Here is a 15586-nt window from a genome sequence, read left to right as displayed (position 1 = left end):
TGCGTTTCAACGGATTACCACCTGAAGTTCTCGATGTGGAGCTGGGATTCGGGCACACCGGCCGCTCGGGCCGTGCGGCACACCGCGCCCGACCAGTCGACCGGACCGCAGACGTAGACGTCGCGGTCGGCGATATCGGGCACCCAATTCAGCAACGCCGTGCGATCGTCGACCCGGCCGATGCCGTCACCGAGCCAGGATTCGGTGTCGCGGCGATGCCCGGGCAGATGGAGCACGCGCAGGCCGCGCACGCGGGCGAGATCGTCGAATTCGCGGACGAACAACGGTTCGGTCCGGTATCGCTGCAGTGCGATCGCCTCGCCCGGCGCGTAGTCGATTCCTTCGGCCAGTGCCCGCATCGGCGCCATTCCGACGCCCGCGCCGATCAACACCACGCCCCGCCGGGTCCGCGCCCGAGCCGACAGGCGACCGCAGGGGCCCTCGAAAAGTACCGGCGTACCGGGGCGCAGCGCGGGTATGCGCGCGCTGTTGTCGCCCTGCGCCTTGATCGAGATGCGCAAGTACTGTCCGTTCGGCGCCGCCGACAACGAGTAGGGGTTGCCCCGCGTCCAGCCTGCTCGGTTCAGGAACCGCCAGGTGCAGAACTGCCCAGCCAAGGCCGGCAACCGATCCAGTCGCCGCCCGGACATATACACCGACCAGACGTTGTCGCCCTCGGGGACCACCGCGGTGACCTGGAGTCGATGTATCATGTTGCGCCACAACGGAAATAAGAAGCGCCACGTCAGCACGGCCGCTATCACGAGGGCCCACGCGCTCCACCAGTACGCGGTCGCCGCGGGAGAGCTCAGGAACTCCTGTCCGGTCCAGAGCTGATGCGGTAGCGCCAATCCGACACCGAGGTAGGCATACAGATGCAGCAGATGCCATGTCTCGTAACGCAGCCGGTCGCGGAACGGGCGCACACTGGTCACCACGACCAGCATTAGCAGTGCCGTACCCGCCACGGCCAGCAGCATGCCCGGATAGTCGACGGTCAGCTCCCACAGCATCGCCGGGGTGCTAAGCAGCGCGCCGCCGGCGTACCCGCAGGTGATCAGCACGATGTGGCCGATCATCAGCCCGAAGGAGGTGCCGCCGATGAGCCGGTGCAGTCCGATCAGCCGGTCGCGGCCGAATGCGTTCTCCAGAAACGGAATTCGTGCGATCAGTAGCACCTGTGCCAATAGCAGGTCGGAGGCGACCAGCCCGGTGAGTCGCCCCACCGAAGTCAGCCGGTTTTCGGCGGTGCCGAGATCCTGGATGCCGCCACCTGCCGTCCACCAGTACACGACCACCAGCAAGCTCAGCCATAGTGCGACTCCCGCCGCAGTCCGTATCGCCGCGTCTCCCCGCGCGACAGTCGCCGAAAACTGTGTTTTGGCGCGGGTTTCCGCACCTGTCGTGGTGATCATGCGAGCGCCTCACTGCCCGTTCGGGTTCGGTAGCCGACGCGTGCCGCGCCGGCCGTACCTATGTCTGTCATGCACGCTCCTCGAAAACTGCTTTCAGCCTCGGGGAGCGGGCTGCGAGCTCGGGGTGTGCACTCTGTGAAGTCGCTGGGACAATACAGTCGCCACGCCTATTGCCAGGACGGTATCGGTGCCGGAGAGTCACGAGCTCGAACGGGGAACGCAAGGCAAAGCCGTTGCGGTGGAACAACTTCGCCGCGCCATCCGGCAGGGGTGAAGTCGCGCCGGGCCAGCGGCTGGTCGAGGCGGAGCTCGTCGAACAGTTCGGCGTGACGCGGGGCAGTGTGCGGGCCGCGATCGATGAACTGGTCGCCGAGGGGTTGATCGAGCGGATCCACAATCGGGGCGCCCGGGTACGCACGGTTTCCCGCCGGCAGGCCATCGAGATCCTGGAATGCCGCAAGGTGCTGGAGGGGCTCATCGCAGCCAAGGCTGCCGAGCGCGTGGGACCGGCCGACGCCCACTGCGCAGCTACGTCGATCAACTCACGGCGGCGGTGCGCGACGGCGAGCCGTTGAAGTACTCGAGTCTCAACCACGAACTGCACACGGCACTCGCCGACATCGCCGGGCAGCTGACCGCGGCGGATCTGATCGGCAAGCTCAATGCCCAGATCGTGCGGCATCAGTTCCAGCTGTCGCTGCGGGCGGGGCGTCCGGAGGTCTCCCTGGCTGAACACGTCGCGGTGGCGGAGGCGGTGATCACGGGTGATCCGGCCACCGCCGAACAGGCCGTGCGTGCCCACCTCGACAGCGTGATCGCCGGATGCGGGCGTGGGACGGCGACTATACGGTCACCGTGGATACCGATCCGGTCGGGTCCGCGCCGATGCCGTGCTGGCAGCTGTGGATCTGGGACCGACGCGGGCACGGTTGCATAGCCGCTTCCGGGGGAGCGGCTATTGAATGAGTTCGGCGAGGGCGTCTTTCAAGTAGGTGGCGATGTTCCAGACGTCCGGAATTGTGTCGGTGCAGGCGAGGATGCCGAAGTCGAGGTGGCCGTTGTAGGACATGACGGTGATGTTGAGTGGGCCCGATAGGTCGGTGAGCACGGAGATGGGATAGCTCGCGGCTACTCGGGTGCCGCCCGCGTAGAGCGGGATCTGTGGTCCTGGCACGTTGGAAATGACCATATTGGCCAGCGGTAGTGCGGGTGCGGCGGCGCGCAGCAGCATCCGGGTGGCCAGGCCGTGCAGGATCTGCGGTAGGACCGCGGTGGCGTAGTGCAGCAGGGCGGGTGGGGTGGCGTTGAAGCGCTCCTTGGCGGCCAGCATCGCGGCGTGGGTTAGTTTCATCCGGTGCTGTGGATCGGATTCGCCGATAGGTAGTTCGCACAACATGATGGAGAACTGGTTGCCCGCGGTGCCGCACTGCTCCGGGGTGCGCACCGATACGGGTATCGCGGCGACGGCGGGTTCGTCGGCCGATACGTCGTTATCGAGGAGCCAGCGGCGAAATGCGGAGGCGCACAACGTCATAACGACGTCGTTGACGGTACCGCCGAAGCTGTTCTTGACCTGCTTGACGGTGTCAAGAGATAGCGAGACGAAGGCGAAGGACCGGTCGGTGCCGTTGGGGCCGTTACCCGGCAGCGCGGGATTCACCTTGCGCATATCATCGAGCGCGTTCGGCAGCATCGGTCCCACGCGCAACGGCAGGCGCACCCGATCGGCCTGGCGGGTCACCGTGTTCGCGATGCCGCGGCCGAGCATTTCGGCGGGATTGGGAGTTCGTCCCAACCGGACCCCGTCCTGCGGCGGCGGCACCGGCCGGGACTCGGGGACGACATCGAAGACCGCGGCCATGACCTCCGCCCCGGACACGCCGTCGATCAGCGCGTGGTGCACCTTGGTGTAGATGGCCTGGCGGCCCTGCGCCAACCCGGAAATCACGTGGCATTCCCACAGCGGCCGGTTCCGATCGAGCGGCTGCGCGTGCAGGCGGGCGGCGAGGTCGGCCAGCGCCACGTCGGTCGAACCCTCGGGCAGGCGGGTATCGCGCACGTGATACCCGAGGTCGATGGTGTCGCAGTCTTCCCAATAGGGCAGGTCGAGACCCAGCGGAACGGTGCGCAGTCGCCACCGCAGGGGTGCGATCAGGTGGAGGCGGCTCGCGATCAACTCCCGCAATGCGGTGACGGTCAACGCACTGCCCGCGGCGGGTGGCTCCAGCAGGGTGACCGACCCGACGTGCAACAGCATGGTGGGTGATTCGGCGTTGAGCAGCAGGACATCGAGCGAGCTGAGCTGCCGGGACGGCCCCTGATCGCTCGACAGCGGAATCCGTTGTGACGGTGCTGCCGGGGCCGCGGCGTCGGCGGGTGTGCCGCTCGCGAGTTGGCCCGGCGTCACGATGCGGACGTCCAGGTGGCGGGCGGGTTTCAGGTCGGCATGGGTCATGAGGTCTCCGCGGGTGTCGCTGGGGTCAGGACAGACTGCTGACTCGGTTCGATGGGGTGGGGCGTGATGGTGCCGCAACGCATTGACGATCTGTCGGTATCTGCGGGCGCTCAGAACCGTTCGAGCCGCTCCGCTCATCAGGTGACGCCGGTGTCCGTGTCGAAGACGCGTCACCGACTTTAGTTGTCGGCCAGGTGCTATCGGGCACAATCGCGTGCTCAGCAGATTAATTCTGCGCAAACCCCGGATAAGGACGTGTAACTCCCGCAGCCGCTCGTCGAAGTCCTGCGTTCGCTGGGCGGTCATCGCAGCTATTTCGACACTCGGTGACATTATGGTGTCGGGCACAGATCCGCCCTCCGACACCCGGGAGCACATCATGAGCGAAACGGAAACCCACGCGACCGCGACCCACACCGACGCAGACAGCGCTATCGAAACGGACCTGCTGGTGGAGGATGTCTCGATCGACGGCATGTGCGGTGTCTACTGAGACCGCGCCCTTCGACCCGGCCCGCCCGTACACCTGGCGGCGTCGGTGTCGCTGCGGCCGAAGAATCCGGCGCACTGACGAGCTGCAGCGGATGCAGGGCTTCTACGTCGACATCGTCCCGTCGCGGGGCTCCATTAGCCCAGCGGCACAGGACATTTCATGACTGTACGGCTGCGCCTGGACACTCGAGTACGCCTGTTTCAGGGCGGCCGGATCCTGCTCGGAGGCGCACCGATGCGGCTACTCCGCCTCGGCCCGGCCGGGATCGCGCGAGTCGACTCGTGGCTGGCCGGTGCGCCTGTCGGCCACGGGCCGAGCGAGCAGGCATTGGCCCGCCGGATGCTGGACGCCGGAATCATGCACCCCGTCCCGGACAGGGGGACCCTTACGCACAACGAAGTGACCGTTGTCGTTCCGGTGAAGGACAATCAGGCCGGCCTCGACCGGTTGCTGACCGCCACCGCGGACCTGCCCCATCGCATCGTCGTCGACGACGGATCGTCCGTTCGGATTTCGAAAGCAACTGTCCGCCATTATGATTCGTATGGGCCGGCGGCGGCTCGGAATAGCGGATGGCGACGTGCCGAGACACCGCTGATCGCATTTCTGGACTCGGATACCATCCCCGATCCCGGATGGTTGGACGAGGTGCTCCCGCTGTTCGGCGATCCGTCGGTGGCCGCCGTAGCGCCCCGGATCCGGTCGTTGCCCAACGGAATGGCCGGGCGATTCGAGGCCCACCGATCCAGCCTGGATATGGGACGCGATCCGGCCACAGTGCGCCACGACGGGCGGGTCCGCTACGTCCCCACCGCCGCACTCGTCGTCCGCCGCTCGGCCCTGGAGTTCATCGACGGATTCGACGAAAGCCTGCGCTTCGGCGAGGACGTCGACCTGGTGTGGCGACTACTGGCCACCGGAAAAACCGTTCGCTATCAACCATTGTCGATTGTCCGGCACGAACCACGCGCCACCGTGCGCGCATGGCTGCGGCAGCAATTCGACTACGGCACCTCGGCTGCTCCACTGGCAGTCCGGCACCCGGGGCTGCTGGGTTGCGCCTACCTGCCGAAGGTGTTCGCCGTCCAATGCGCGCTGGCGGTCACCGGGCATCCGGTGACCGCAGCGGCGTCGGGACTCGTCACCGCCGGACGGTCGGCGCACCGCCTCCATCGCCGTGGCATTCCAGCGCGGACCGCGGTCACCGTCGCGGTTGCCGGGCAACTCGGGCTCGTACGCCAGGTCGCCGACGCGATGCGGCGGGTGTGGTGGCCGACGGCATTGCCGAGCCGCCGCGGGCGGGCAGTGCTGGCCGCGGCCGTCCTCTCGGCCGTAGCCGCCGACCTCGTCCGCGGACGAAACCCATTGCCGCACATCGCCGGAGACCTCGCCTACGGCTTGGGCGTGTGGACGGGCTGTCTGCGGCATGGCGTCGCCGAACCACTCCTGCCCCGCCGCAACCGATCTCACGATATGACGCGATGACCGGATCCACGCAGTACAAGGCGCGTTCCAATCGAACCCGGCCGGCCTATCCGCGCCGCTGCGCGGCCCGCTCCTGCATACCTGCCGATTCGCCGATCAGCACGTGTATCACCCAGCTGGCGAGCATAAGGTCATGCGCTCTCTTGCAGGCCGCTGTGCCGACCTGGTCCGGGAAGTGCCCGGTACAGGCCGTCGATGATGTCACGAACGGCGACCATGGCCGAAACCACACCGCCGATCTTTTCGACCAGCCTCGACAATATCTTGGAGACCTTTGCCGGCTGGAGTTCGAAACCAGTTGATATCAGGATAGTTTCAGGCTGCGCCCGATGATTTCCTTCATGATTTCGGTGGTGCCGCCGTAGATCGTCTGGACGCGGGCGTCCATGTAGGCCTTGGCGATCGGGTATTCCTTCATGTAGCCGTAGCCGCCATGCAACTGCAGGCAGCGGTTGATGAGGTCGAGTTGTTCTTCGGTGCTCCACCACTTGGCCATGGCGGCGTCTTCTACCGAGAGTTTGCCCGCGTTGAGGTCTTCGATGAAGCGGTCCACCAGGACGCGGACGGCGGTGGTCTTGGTGGCCAGCTCGGCGAGGACAAAGCGGGTGTTCTGCTGGGCGCCGATGGGCTTGCCGAATGCCTTGCGATCGCGGACGTACTGGATGGTCATGTCCAGACAGGCTTCCATCGCGGCGGCGGCCATGACGGCGATGGACATGCGCTCCTGCGGCAGGTTCTGCATCAGGTGGATGAAGCCCATGCCCTCCTCGCCGAGCAGGTTAGCGGCGGGGACGCGCACGTCGGTGAAGCTCAGTTCGGCGGTGTCCTGCGCCTTGAGGCCGATCTTGTCGAGGTTGCGGCCGCGTTCGAAGCCCGCCATGCCGCGCTCGACCACCAGCAGGCTGAAGCCCATGGCGCCCTTCTCGGGATCGGTCTGCGCGACCACGATGACGATGTCGGCATTGATGCCGTTGGTGATGAAGGTCTTGGCGCCGTTGATGACCCAGTCGTCGCCGTCACGGACGGCGCGGGTCTTGATGCCCTGCAAATCGGAGCCGGTGCCTGGCTCGGTCATCGCGATGGCGGTGATGACCTCGCCCGCGCAGAAGCCGGGCAGCCAGCGCTGCTTCTGCTCCTCGTTGGCGAGCTCGAGCAGATAAGGGGCGATCACATCGTTGTGCAGCGCGAAGCCGAGGCCGGAGTACTGGCCCTTGACGGACTCCTCGGTGATGACCGCGTTGTAGCGGAAGTCCTTGACCCCGCCGCCACCGAACTCCTCCGGTACGGCCATGCCGAGGAAGCCCTGCTTACCGGCCTCGAGCCAGACATCCCGATCGACAATGCCCTGCTCTTCCCACTTCGCGTGGTTCGGCGCGGCATGCTGATCGAGAAATTTGCGGAACGACTCCCGGAACAAGTCATGCTCGGGTTCGAAAATTGTGCGCTCCACACCAACCTCCTAGTGACCACACCGGCCGGTCCACGCCGACCCGTCGTTGTCACATACGGTACCCGGAATGAGAATCACAGTTTACTTCGCGTCTGTAAATTGTTGTCTCACCTGGACTGGCGGCGATGATTCGCGGAGCCGAGCGAGATTCCCGGCAAACGCTGGAGGTCAGGCCGGTAGGCCGAGACCCTGCGCGAGGACCGGCCACGACGTCTCCAGCGCGTCCTGCCAGTAGCCCCACGAGTGGGTGCCCACCGACTGGAAATCGTAGGTGGCGGGGATGCCGAGCTGGTTGAGGCGAGTCTGCAGATTGTGCGAGCAGTAGTCGGCTGCGGCCTCGAGGGCGCCGCCGACGGTCACCTGGTTCGCCAGGCCGCCGACACCGGGCAGCGCGTGCGGGCCGTCCAGGGTGTCCCACTGGCCGGGGATGCCGGTGCCGTTGGAGATGAAGAGGTCGACGCCGCGCAACTGGTCGGCGTGCACGTACGGGTCGTTGGCGGCCCACATGGGGTCCTTCGGCGGGCCGTACATGTTCTTGGAGTCGCCGCCGCCCGCCGCGACCACGGTATTGACGAGGTTGTAGCCGATCGGATCGCTGATCTGGGCGCAGCCACTGTAGGCGGCGGCCGACTTGAACAGACCGGGCTTAGCGATAGGGAGCTGCAGCACCGAGGTGCCCGACATCGACAGGCCCGCAATCGCATTGGTCCCGTTCGCGCCAAGCGCGCCGTCGACCACCGGCGGCAACTCCTCGGTGAAGAAGGTCTTCCATTTGTTCACCCCGAGCACCGGGTCGGGTGCGCGCCAGTCGGTGTAGTAGCTCCACGCGCCGCCGACCGGCTGGATGACGTTCACATCCTTGTCGGCTAGGAACTTCAGCACGGAGGTCTGCTTCTGCCACGTCGCACTGTCCTCGCCGCCACCGGCTCCGTCGAGCAGATACAGCGACGGACGCGGCGTCGCGGCGTCGGCGGGGCGCTGCACGTCGACCTCGATGTTCTTGTCCATAGCGGCCGAGTACACCTGCAGCTTGATGTTGCGGTCGTCCTCGATGGTGAAGCTGTCGATCCGGGACCCGTCGGAGGACCGAGGCGAGGCGAGCAGCGATCGGGAGGCGATGATCGGATCCGACGCTGCCGCCGTGGCGCTGGCAATTCCGCCCGATGCGGCGGGAGCCCCCAGAAACATCACTATCGCACTCGCCGCTACCGCAGCTCGCCTCCGTTTCCAACGCATTGGACCACCGTAGCAATCGATTGCTGAGAATTTGCTAATAGCGCATGTTGGAGCCCGCCGTCAACGCAGGAGGAAACCGCCGTCCGCTGACCGGTGGGCCGTACACGCTCACACAACGTTCATAGTGAGCGTGACGTCACACCCGGTGGCGATCAGACCTGTGCCCGACAGTTCCTCTACGGAAGCCCGTTGGTACGGAAGCCCGTTGGTCTCGGGGTCGCCGGACGATCCCGCATGGGCGTATTCCGACAACGCGGCGGCCAGCGCATGCGGCACCCGCGCCCGGACCCGGGTGCCAACCTCTTCGTGGATGGAGGTGGTAATCCGGCCGTCCGCGTGGATGCGGGCGAGCAGATCACCACGGGCGTACGGCAGCAGCACGCTGATCTCGACATCGAGTCCGCCGAGCACGTCGGCCAGCCGCGCTCGCAGCTCATCGATGCCCGCCCCGGTGTGCGCGGACACGTAGGCCGCGTCGGGCAGCATCGCCCGCAACCTGGTGAGCTCCACCGGGTCGACCGCGTCGATCTTGTTGACCACCAGCAGTTCTGGCGGCGCGGCCGAGCCGGATTGCTTGATCACGTCGGTGATCACCTCGCGGACCGCCTTGATCTGTTCGGCGGGCAGCGCATCGGATCCGTCGACCACGTGCAGCAGCAGATCGGCTCCGGTGACCTCCTCGAGGGTGGAGCGGAACGCCTCGACCAGCTGTGTCGGCAGGTGCCGCACGAAACCGACTGTGTCGGTGAATACGACCTCGCGGCCGTCGTCCAAGTCGGCACGGCGGGTGGTCGGGTCCAGGGTGGCGAACAGCGCGTCCTGCACCAGCAGTCCAGCGCCGGTCAGCGCGTTCATCAGGCTGGACTTGCCCGCGTTGGTGTAGCCGACGATCGCCACCGCCGGGATGCCGCTGGAACTGCGGCGGGCCCGCTTGGTGTCGCGAGCAGTCTTCATCTCGCGAATCTCGCGGCGCAGCTTGGCCATTCGCTCACGAATGCGGCGACGGTCGGTTTCGATCTTGGTCTCACCGGGGCCACGCAGACCCACACCGCCGTTGCTGCCCGCGCGGCCACCGGCCTGCCGGGACATGGACTCACCCCAGCCGCGCAGTCGCGGCAGCATGTATTCCATCTGGGCGAGGGCAACCTGCGCCTTGCCCTCGCTGGAGGTGGCGTGCTGGGCGAAGATGTCCAGGATCAGCGCGGTCCGGTCGATCACCTTGACCTTGACGACCTTCTCCAGCGCGGTCAGCTGCGCGGGGGTCAGTTCACCATCGCAAATCACGGTGTCCGCACCCGTCTCCAGCACCACGGCGCGCAGTTCGTCGGCCTTGCCGGAACCAATGTAGGTGGCGGGGTCCGGCTTGTCCCGGCGTTGGATCAGCCCTTCGAGCACCTCAGAGCCCGCGGTCTCGGCGAGTGCGGCCAGTTCGGCCATGCTCGCCTCGACCTGCGCCGTGCTACCCGAGGTCCAGACGCCGACCAGCACGACCCGTTCCAGGCGCAGCTGCCGGTACTCGACCTCGGTGATGTCGGTGAGCTCGGTGGACAGACCCGCGACGCGGCGGAGTGAACTACGTTCGTCGAGCTGCATCTCGCCGACCGTGGGGTCCGCGGACTTCGAGTCCCGGGTCCAGCCCGAACGCGCCATGCGCGCCCGATGCTCGGCTACTACGTCGCCTGTGGTGTCGTCGCCATCGGTGTCGAAAGTCGCCTCATCGGCGGCCTCGAAGTCGTCGTCGGCCGCCAGCGTGAATTCATACGTCTCTTGTTTCGTCATACAACGTCCATGGTCCCACGATGTGGCAACAAGGTGCATTCGGATTATGTGACGCCACGCCGATCGGCGGTCGGCGGAGTCTCAGAGACTGCGCCACCACTCCCCGGCGATGCGGCCCGAGGCGACCAGCACCGAGGGGCCGCGCAGCTCCGCGGAGCCGCCGCGGAGGGTGACGGTGACCTCACCACCGGGGATCCGGACCCGCACTTCGCCGCTGTCGGTAGCTATGGTGAAGCCCGCGTTGGCCAGGGCCGCGGCCGCGGCTGCGACGGTTCCTGTTCCGCAGGAACGGGTTTCGCCGACGCCGCGTTCATAGACGCGCATGTCGACGGAATTGTCGGCGTCCAGCGCGGTGACGATCTCGACGTTCACACCGTGCGGGAACAGGTCGGGGTCGTAGCCCGGTGAGACAGTCAGGTCCAGTTTGGCCAGCCCGTCGGCGGACAGGCCGGGATCGACACACGCGAGATGCGGATTGCCGACATCGATGCCGACTCCGGAAAACGCCCAGCCCGCGATAGTCGCGGTCGAGGCGCCCAGCTCGCGCACCGGACCCATGCCCACGGTGACATCGCCGTTGACCGGATCGGCGGCGTGCACGGTGACCGGGCGCGCGCCGGCCCGGCTGCCGACCGCGAACTCCGTGCGCGATTCCAGCCCACTCGTCGCCAGGTAGTGCGCGAATACCCGGACGCCGTTGCCGCACATCTCCGCGATCGAGCCGTCGGCATTGCGGTAGTCCATGAACCAGTCGGTGGCATCGATGCCCTCGGGAAGCTCCGCCAGCACTCCCGCATCACGGAGCGCACCGGCACGCGCGACCCGGAGGACGCCGTCGGCACCCAGGCCACGCTGACGGTCACAGAGGGCAGCGACCCGGTCCCTGGTCAATTCCAGCCGAACATCCGGATCGGGCAGCACCACGAAGTCGTTCTGGGTGCCATGCCCCTTCGAAAATTCGATGTCCGACACGTTCACGTCTCCCTGCTCTGTGTGTGCTCCCACCCTGCTCTCGCCTGCGTCATCTGACAAACGTCCTGCGCTGGCGGGAAATTTCGTACAGTGCGACCGCCGCGGCCGAGGGCGCCCCGAGCGAGCTGGCGGTACCGCCCATCGGGATGTAGACCATGTCGTCGCATGCCTCTTGCCAAGCCGCGCTCAGGCCGCTGGTCTCGTTGCCGATCACCAGGATGGTGGCCTCGGCGAAATCGTGGTCGAACACCGCGCTCGCGCCATCCTCGTCGGTGCCGACGATGCGGGTGGGGATGCCGCGTCGCACTTGCCGGTCCCGGAATTCGAGCACCTGCGCGGACCCCGCGGCTCGGAACACCGGCATGGCGAACAGCGAGCCGGTGGATGCGCGCACCGCCTGCGGGTCGTACTGGTCGGCGCCGTGGCCTGTCACGATGACGCCGCCGGCTCCGAACGCGTCCGCCGAGCGGATCAGGGTGCCGAGGTTGCCCGGCGAGTTGGGGCGGTCGAAGACCACGACGACCGGCGGTGCGGCGTCACCGGGTTCGCAGGGCTCGAAGGTGTCGAGTTCCGGCTGCCGCGATACCGCGACCGCCACCAATTCGGGTATGCCGGTGGACTTTTCGCCGAGTTCGGCCATCAACTCCGGGACCAGACCGACCTGCGGCACCCCGCTGGTCTCGAGGAGTTCCCGCGCCCATCTCGACAGGTCGGGCGCGCCGAGCCGGTAGAGCATGGTCTCCAGCGGCCAGTCGTTGGCGATCGCCTGGGTGATCGGGCGCACGCCCTGCACCAGGAAGCGGCCGTCGCGGTGGCGCTTGGTGCGGTTGTTCAGGTACGCCTGCCAGACCTGGACCGAAGCGTTGCGGGTACTCACACGTCTCGTCACTGCGGAGTCCGTTCTTTGTCGTCGAGAAACGACAGCGCCGTGCTGACCAACTCCGGGTCGGCGCCATCTACCCAGCGCACCCTGGGATCGCGGCGAAACCACGAGCGCTGCCGCCGGACGTAGCGCCGGGTGCCGATCAGAGTGCGTTCCTGCGCGTGGGTCAGGTCGTATTCGTTGTCCAGGTAGCACAGGACTTGTGCGTAGCCGATGGCACGGCGCGCTGTGACGCCGTCGCGCAGGCCATGATCGATCAGGTCGCGCACCTCATCGACGAGTCCGGAGTCGAACATCAGCGCGGTGCGGTGTTCGATGCGCGAATCCAATTCCGCCGTCTCGCGATCCACACCGATGATCACGGTGTCCCAGCGCGGTGTGCCGATGGCGGGCGCGGACGCGGCGAACGGGCGGCCGGTGAGTTCGACGACCTCGAGTGCGCGCACCATCCGACGGCCGTCGGTGGGCAGGATGGTCGCGGCAGCGGCCGGGTCGGCGGCCCGCAACGCCTCGTGCACCGCGACGAGACCCTGCTCGGCGAGCAGGCTCTCCCAGCGCGCGCGGACCTCCGGATCGGTGGCCGGGAACTCCCAATCATCCAGCAGCGCTTGGACATACATCATCGAGCCGCCGACGATGATCGGGGTGCGCCCGCGGGCCATGATCGCGGTGACGTCGGCGCTGGCAGCAGCCTGGTAGGCGGCGACGGTCGCGGTCGCGGTGACGTCGAGCACGTCGAGCTGGTGGTGCGGGATGCCACGCCGTTCGGCGGGGGCGAGTTTGGCGGTGCCCACATCCATGCCGCGGTAGAGCTGCATCGCGTCGATGTTCACGATTTCGCCGTCGAGCCGTTCGGCGAGGTCAAGACCGAGATCCGATTTGCCGGTGGCGGTGGGGCCGACGACGGCGATCGGGGTGATCGGGTTCGTCACGGCGCGTCACCCAGCCTGGGACGCCACACGCTGACCTGATAGCCGACGCCGAACGGTGCGTCCTGGTAGAGCGTTTCGACGATCGGGTCGGCCGGGTCGTCTGCGAACAGCCCGGCCAGCACCTGATAGGCGGCCCGGCCGGACATCGCGAGTTCGGCGCACAACGCGGCATCGAGGGCCCGCAGGCCCGCACGGTCGCCCGCGGCCAGCGCGCGATCGAGGTCTTCTTGGACGGCGGTGGCTCGCGAATCGAGATACCCGGGTGCGGCGGTGGACAGGGTGGCCGCGCCGTCCGCGATCACCAGCACTCCCAGCGGCTCGGATTCGCTGTCCAGCTCGTTGCGCAAATCGACACCGACCTCGGCGCAGTCCGCGGTCGGCGTATCCGCACCGACTATCCGAGTCGAGGCGACGGCCGTCGGTGCGACCTGTCCCCGTAACCACCCAGCGATCAACGCGGGCAGCGGCAACTCCGGATCCGGCAGGTCGGCGCCGAGCGTTGTCGAGAGGGCTTGATCCGACAGCGCGACCCGCACGTCGGCGCCGAAGCCGCGGAAAGTGCCGAGCGCGTCCGCCGGCAAATGTTGATCGGCCGCGCCGGTACCCACCACGATCCAGCGATGCGCGACCGACAACGCGCTCACCGCCTCCAGTGCGGCCGCACGCAGCATCGCGGGTGCGGCGACCGGATCCGACCCGGTCACGCGCGCAATACCGCCGCAGAGCTCGGGCACCAGGATCGGCGGCGACGGGACCAGGGCCGCAATGGAGAACACGCCGTAACCGTAGTCGTTCGCCGCGGCGGTGGGTCGCGCCCCGGGGTACCGATCCCCCGACCCACCTCACGCCTGGTCGGCTTCGAGTGTCTCTGCCGCAAATTTGGCCGAGATTGATAGTGTTCGAGGTGCTACAACCCAGGTCATCACGGGTTGGATTCCCTGGGAATCCCCCGTGCGAGGACGTCGATCGATGGTTTCTAGGGCTCGAACCGGGTTCAATGGGATGAGCTAGGGCGTAACCAGGCAGCCGTGACGCGCGGCAGGGACGAGGAGCAATGACGGACAGCAACGGAACCGCGAAAGTCACCCCCGGCATGACACCGCGACCCTCGGACGTCCCCAAGCCCGGCGCCCCCAAACCGGGCGCTGCGCAGGCACATCCCAAGCCGCACGCCGTCAAGCCGACGCCCGGCCCGGCCCAGCAGCATCCGCACCCGGTCGCCGTGCCCACCGTGAGTGATCCCAGCGCGTGGGGCCGCGTCGACGACGACGGCACCGCCTGGGTGAAGACCGCCGACGGCGAACGCATCGTCGGCTCCTGGCAGGCCGGTGACGCCGCCGAGGGCTTGGCGCATTTCGGCCGCCGATTCGACGACCTGGCCACCGAAGTCGCGCTACTCGAGGCCCGACTGGCCGCAGGCGCCGATGCCCGCAAGACCAAGGCAGCCGCGGTCACCCTCGCCGAATCGCTGCCCACCGCCGCCGTCATCGGCGACATCGACGGGCTGACGCGCAGGCTGGCGGCCATCGCCGAACACTCCGAAGAGGCGGCCGCGCACGCCAAAGAGGAGAAGGAACGCGCCAGGCACGAGCACACCGAGCGCAAGGAAACGCTCTGCGCCGAGGCGGAGAAGATCGCCACCGAATCCACCCAGTGGAAGGCCGCCGGCGACCGGCTGCGCGAAATCCTCGACGAGTGGAAGTCCATTCGCGGGGTGGATCGCAAGGTCGACGATGCGCTGTGGAAGCGGTACTCCAAGGCGCGCGAGGCATTCAACCGCCGCCGCGGCGCGCACTTCGCCGAGCTCGATCGGGAACGTTCGGCCGCGAAGACCCGCAAGGAAGAACTGTGCGTACGCGCCGAGGAGCTGTCCGGCTCCACCGACTGGGTGGGCATCGCGGGTGTATTTCGTGACCTGCTCGCCGAGTGGAAGGCTGCGGGCCGGGCGCCGCGCGAGGCCGACGAGGCGCTGTGGCGGCGCTTCAAGAGCGCGCAGGACGTGTTCTTCGCCGCGCGCAATTCCGCGGTCTCCGAACGCGACACCGAGTTCGAGCACAACGCCACCGCCAAGGAAGAACTGCTGCGCCACTACGAGCACATCGATCCGGCCAACGGCTTGGACGCCGCCCGCGCTGCGCTGCGCGAGTTGCAGGACAAGTGGGACGCCCTCGGCAAGGTGCCGCGCGAACGCATCCAGGAACTGGAAGGCAAGCTGCGCGCCATCGAAAAGCGGGTCCGCGACGCCGTGGACGCGCAGTGGCGGCGCACCGATCCCGAGGCCATGGCCAGGGCGGCCCAATTCCGTGAGCGCGTAGCGCAATTCGAGGAGCAGGCGGCCAAGGCGACGGCTGCCGGCAACGAGCGCGACGCCGAGAAGGCCATGGAACAGGCCAAACAGTGGCGCGAGTGGGCCGAGGCCGCAGAGGGTGCTGTCAGCAACCTCTGACGCGCTGCCGTCGTTCTCGACCGGAGCCGCGTGCCTCTTG

13 protein-coding genes and 1 pseudogene are annotated in these 15586 nt (G+C 67.4%); 5 read left to right on the top strand and 9 right to left on the bottom strand.

Translation table 11 applies throughout. From position 1 onward, the window contains the following. Positions 1-14: 14 nt before the first annotated feature. Positions 15-1415 (bottom strand): ferredoxin reductase family protein, encoded by a 1401-nt coding sequence (locus ACV7NQ_RS29270; protein ID WP_463362545.1) that lies wholly within the window; start codon positions 1413-1415, stop codon positions 15-17. 233 nt (positions 1416-1648) lie between these two features. Between ACV7NQ_RS29270 and ACV7NQ_RS29265 the strand changes: the two genes are divergently transcribed. Together ACV7NQ_RS29265 and ACV7NQ_RS29260 are read left to right on the top strand one after the other, a co-directional pair. Next, entirely contained in the window at positions 1649-1990 is a 342-nt protein-coding gene (locus ACV7NQ_RS29265; RefSeq protein ID WP_463362544.1) for a GntR family transcriptional regulator, read from the top strand. Beyond that, a complete protein-coding gene (locus tag ACV7NQ_RS29260) occupies positions 1969-2352 on the top strand; it encodes an FCD domain-containing protein (protein ID WP_463362543.1) in 384 nt (127 codons plus the stop codon). Before ACV7NQ_RS29265 ends, ACV7NQ_RS29260 begins: the two co-directional genes overlap by 22 nt. 18 nt (positions 2353-2370) lie before the next feature. Here ACV7NQ_RS29260 and ACV7NQ_RS29255 read toward each other — a convergent pair whose 3' ends face one another. After that, positions 2371-3870, bottom strand: a complete 1500-nt coding sequence (locus ACV7NQ_RS29255; protein WP_463362542.1) for a WS/DGAT/MGAT family O-acyltransferase — start codon at positions 3868-3870, stop codon at positions 2371-2373. A 379-nt stretch (positions 3871-4249) separates the two neighbouring features. Between ACV7NQ_RS29255 and mftA the strand changes: the two genes are divergently transcribed. Together mftA and mftF are read left to right on the top strand one after the other, a co-directional pair. Continuing rightward, a complete protein-coding gene (mftA, locus tag ACV7NQ_RS29250) occupies positions 4250-4363 on the top strand; it encodes a mycofactocin precursor MftA (RefSeq protein WP_463362541.1) in 114 nt (37 codons plus the stop codon). A 159-nt stretch (positions 4364-4522) separates the two neighbouring features. Then, positions 4523-5848: a mycofactocin biosynthesis glycosyltransferase MftF gene (gene mftF, locus ACV7NQ_RS29245; protein WP_463362540.1), complete on the top strand. Its 1326-nt coding sequence runs from the start codon at positions 4523-4525 to the stop codon at positions 5846-5848. A gap of 304 nt (positions 5849-6152) precedes the next feature. Here mftF and ACV7NQ_RS29240 read toward each other — a convergent pair whose 3' ends face one another. The 7 genes and pseudogenes from ACV7NQ_RS29240 to ACV7NQ_RS29210 all read right to left on the bottom strand — a co-directional run bounded on the left by ACV7NQ_RS29240 (position 6153) and on the right by ACV7NQ_RS29210 (position 13876). Then, a complete protein-coding gene (locus ACV7NQ_RS29240) occupies positions 6153-7298 on the bottom strand; it encodes an acyl-CoA dehydrogenase family protein (RefSeq protein WP_463362539.1) in 1146 nt (381 codons plus the stop codon). A 168-nt stretch (positions 7299-7466) separates the two neighbouring features. Further along, on the bottom strand, positions 7467-8486 hold the full coding sequence (locus ACV7NQ_RS29235) for an alpha/beta hydrolase (protein ID WP_463365866.1): 1020 nt from the start codon (positions 8484-8486) through the stop codon (positions 7467-7469). A gap of 285 nt (positions 8487-8771) precedes the next feature. Continuing rightward, positions 8772-10184, bottom strand: a pseudogene (hflX, locus tag ACV7NQ_RS29230) (GTPase HflX); the annotation flags it as partial. A gap of 210 nt (positions 10185-10394) precedes the next feature. Next, the gene (gene dapF, locus ACV7NQ_RS29225; RefSeq protein WP_463365865.1) at positions 10395-11276 is read right to left on the bottom strand and encodes a diaminopimelate epimerase; all 882 of its coding nucleotides are present in this window, start codon (positions 11274-11276) and stop codon (positions 10395-10397) included. A gap of 58 nt (positions 11277-11334) precedes the next feature. Further along, positions 11335-12174 carry a TrmH family RNA methyltransferase gene (locus ACV7NQ_RS29220; protein WP_463362538.1) on the bottom strand — a complete coding sequence of 280 codons (840 nt, stop codon included), beginning with the start codon at positions 12172-12174 and terminating at the stop codon, positions 11335-11337. Next, positions 12171-13100: a tRNA (adenosine(37)-N6)-dimethylallyltransferase MiaA gene (miaA, locus tag ACV7NQ_RS29215; protein WP_463362537.1), complete on the bottom strand. Its 930-nt coding sequence runs from the start codon at positions 13098-13100 to the stop codon at positions 12171-12173. Before miaA ends, ACV7NQ_RS29220 begins: the two co-directional genes overlap by 4 nt. After that, entirely contained in the window at positions 13097-13876 is a 780-nt protein-coding gene (locus ACV7NQ_RS29210) for a class III extradiol ring-cleavage dioxygenase family protein (RefSeq protein ID WP_463362536.1), read from the bottom strand. Before ACV7NQ_RS29210 ends, miaA begins: the two co-directional genes overlap by 4 nt. A 278-nt stretch (positions 13877-14154) precedes the next feature. Between ACV7NQ_RS29210 and ACV7NQ_RS29205 the strand changes: the two genes are divergently transcribed. Continuing rightward, a complete protein-coding gene (locus tag ACV7NQ_RS29205) occupies positions 14155-15546 on the top strand; it encodes a DUF349 domain-containing protein (protein WP_463362535.1) in 1392 nt (463 codons plus the stop codon). The last annotated feature ends 40 nt before the right edge of the window (positions 15547-15586 follow it).

The organism is Nocardia sp. Tas62D01 (assembly GCF_055232035.1).
This window is presented reverse-complemented; position numbering and strand designations above follow the sequence as displayed.

What these genes read in the sequence shown, in the direction of transcription:
- ACV7NQ_RS29205 (WP_463362535.1), top strand. Translation starts at nt 14,155, where the DNA reads ATGACGGACAGCAACGGAACCGCGAAAGTCACCCCCGGCATGACACCG.
- ACV7NQ_RS29235 (WP_463365866.1), bottom strand. Translation starts at nt 8,486, where the DNA reads ATGTTTCTGGGGGCTCCCGCCGCATCGGGCGGAATTGCCAGCGCCACG.
- ACV7NQ_RS29270 (WP_463362545.1), bottom strand. Translation starts at nt 1,415, where the DNA reads ATGATCACCACGACAGGTGCGGAAACCCGCGCCAAAACACAGTTTTCG.
- mftA (WP_463362541.1), top strand. Translation starts at nt 4,250, where the DNA reads ATGAGCGAAACGGAAACCCACGCGACCGCGACCCACACCGACGCAGAC.
- mftF (WP_463362540.1), top strand. Translation starts at nt 4,523, where the DNA reads ATGACTGTACGGCTGCGCCTGGACACTCGAGTACGCCTGTTTCAGGGC.
- ACV7NQ_RS29255 (WP_463362542.1), bottom strand. Translation starts at nt 3,870, where the DNA reads ATGACCCATGCCGACCTGAAACCCGCCCGCCACCTGGACGTCCGCATC.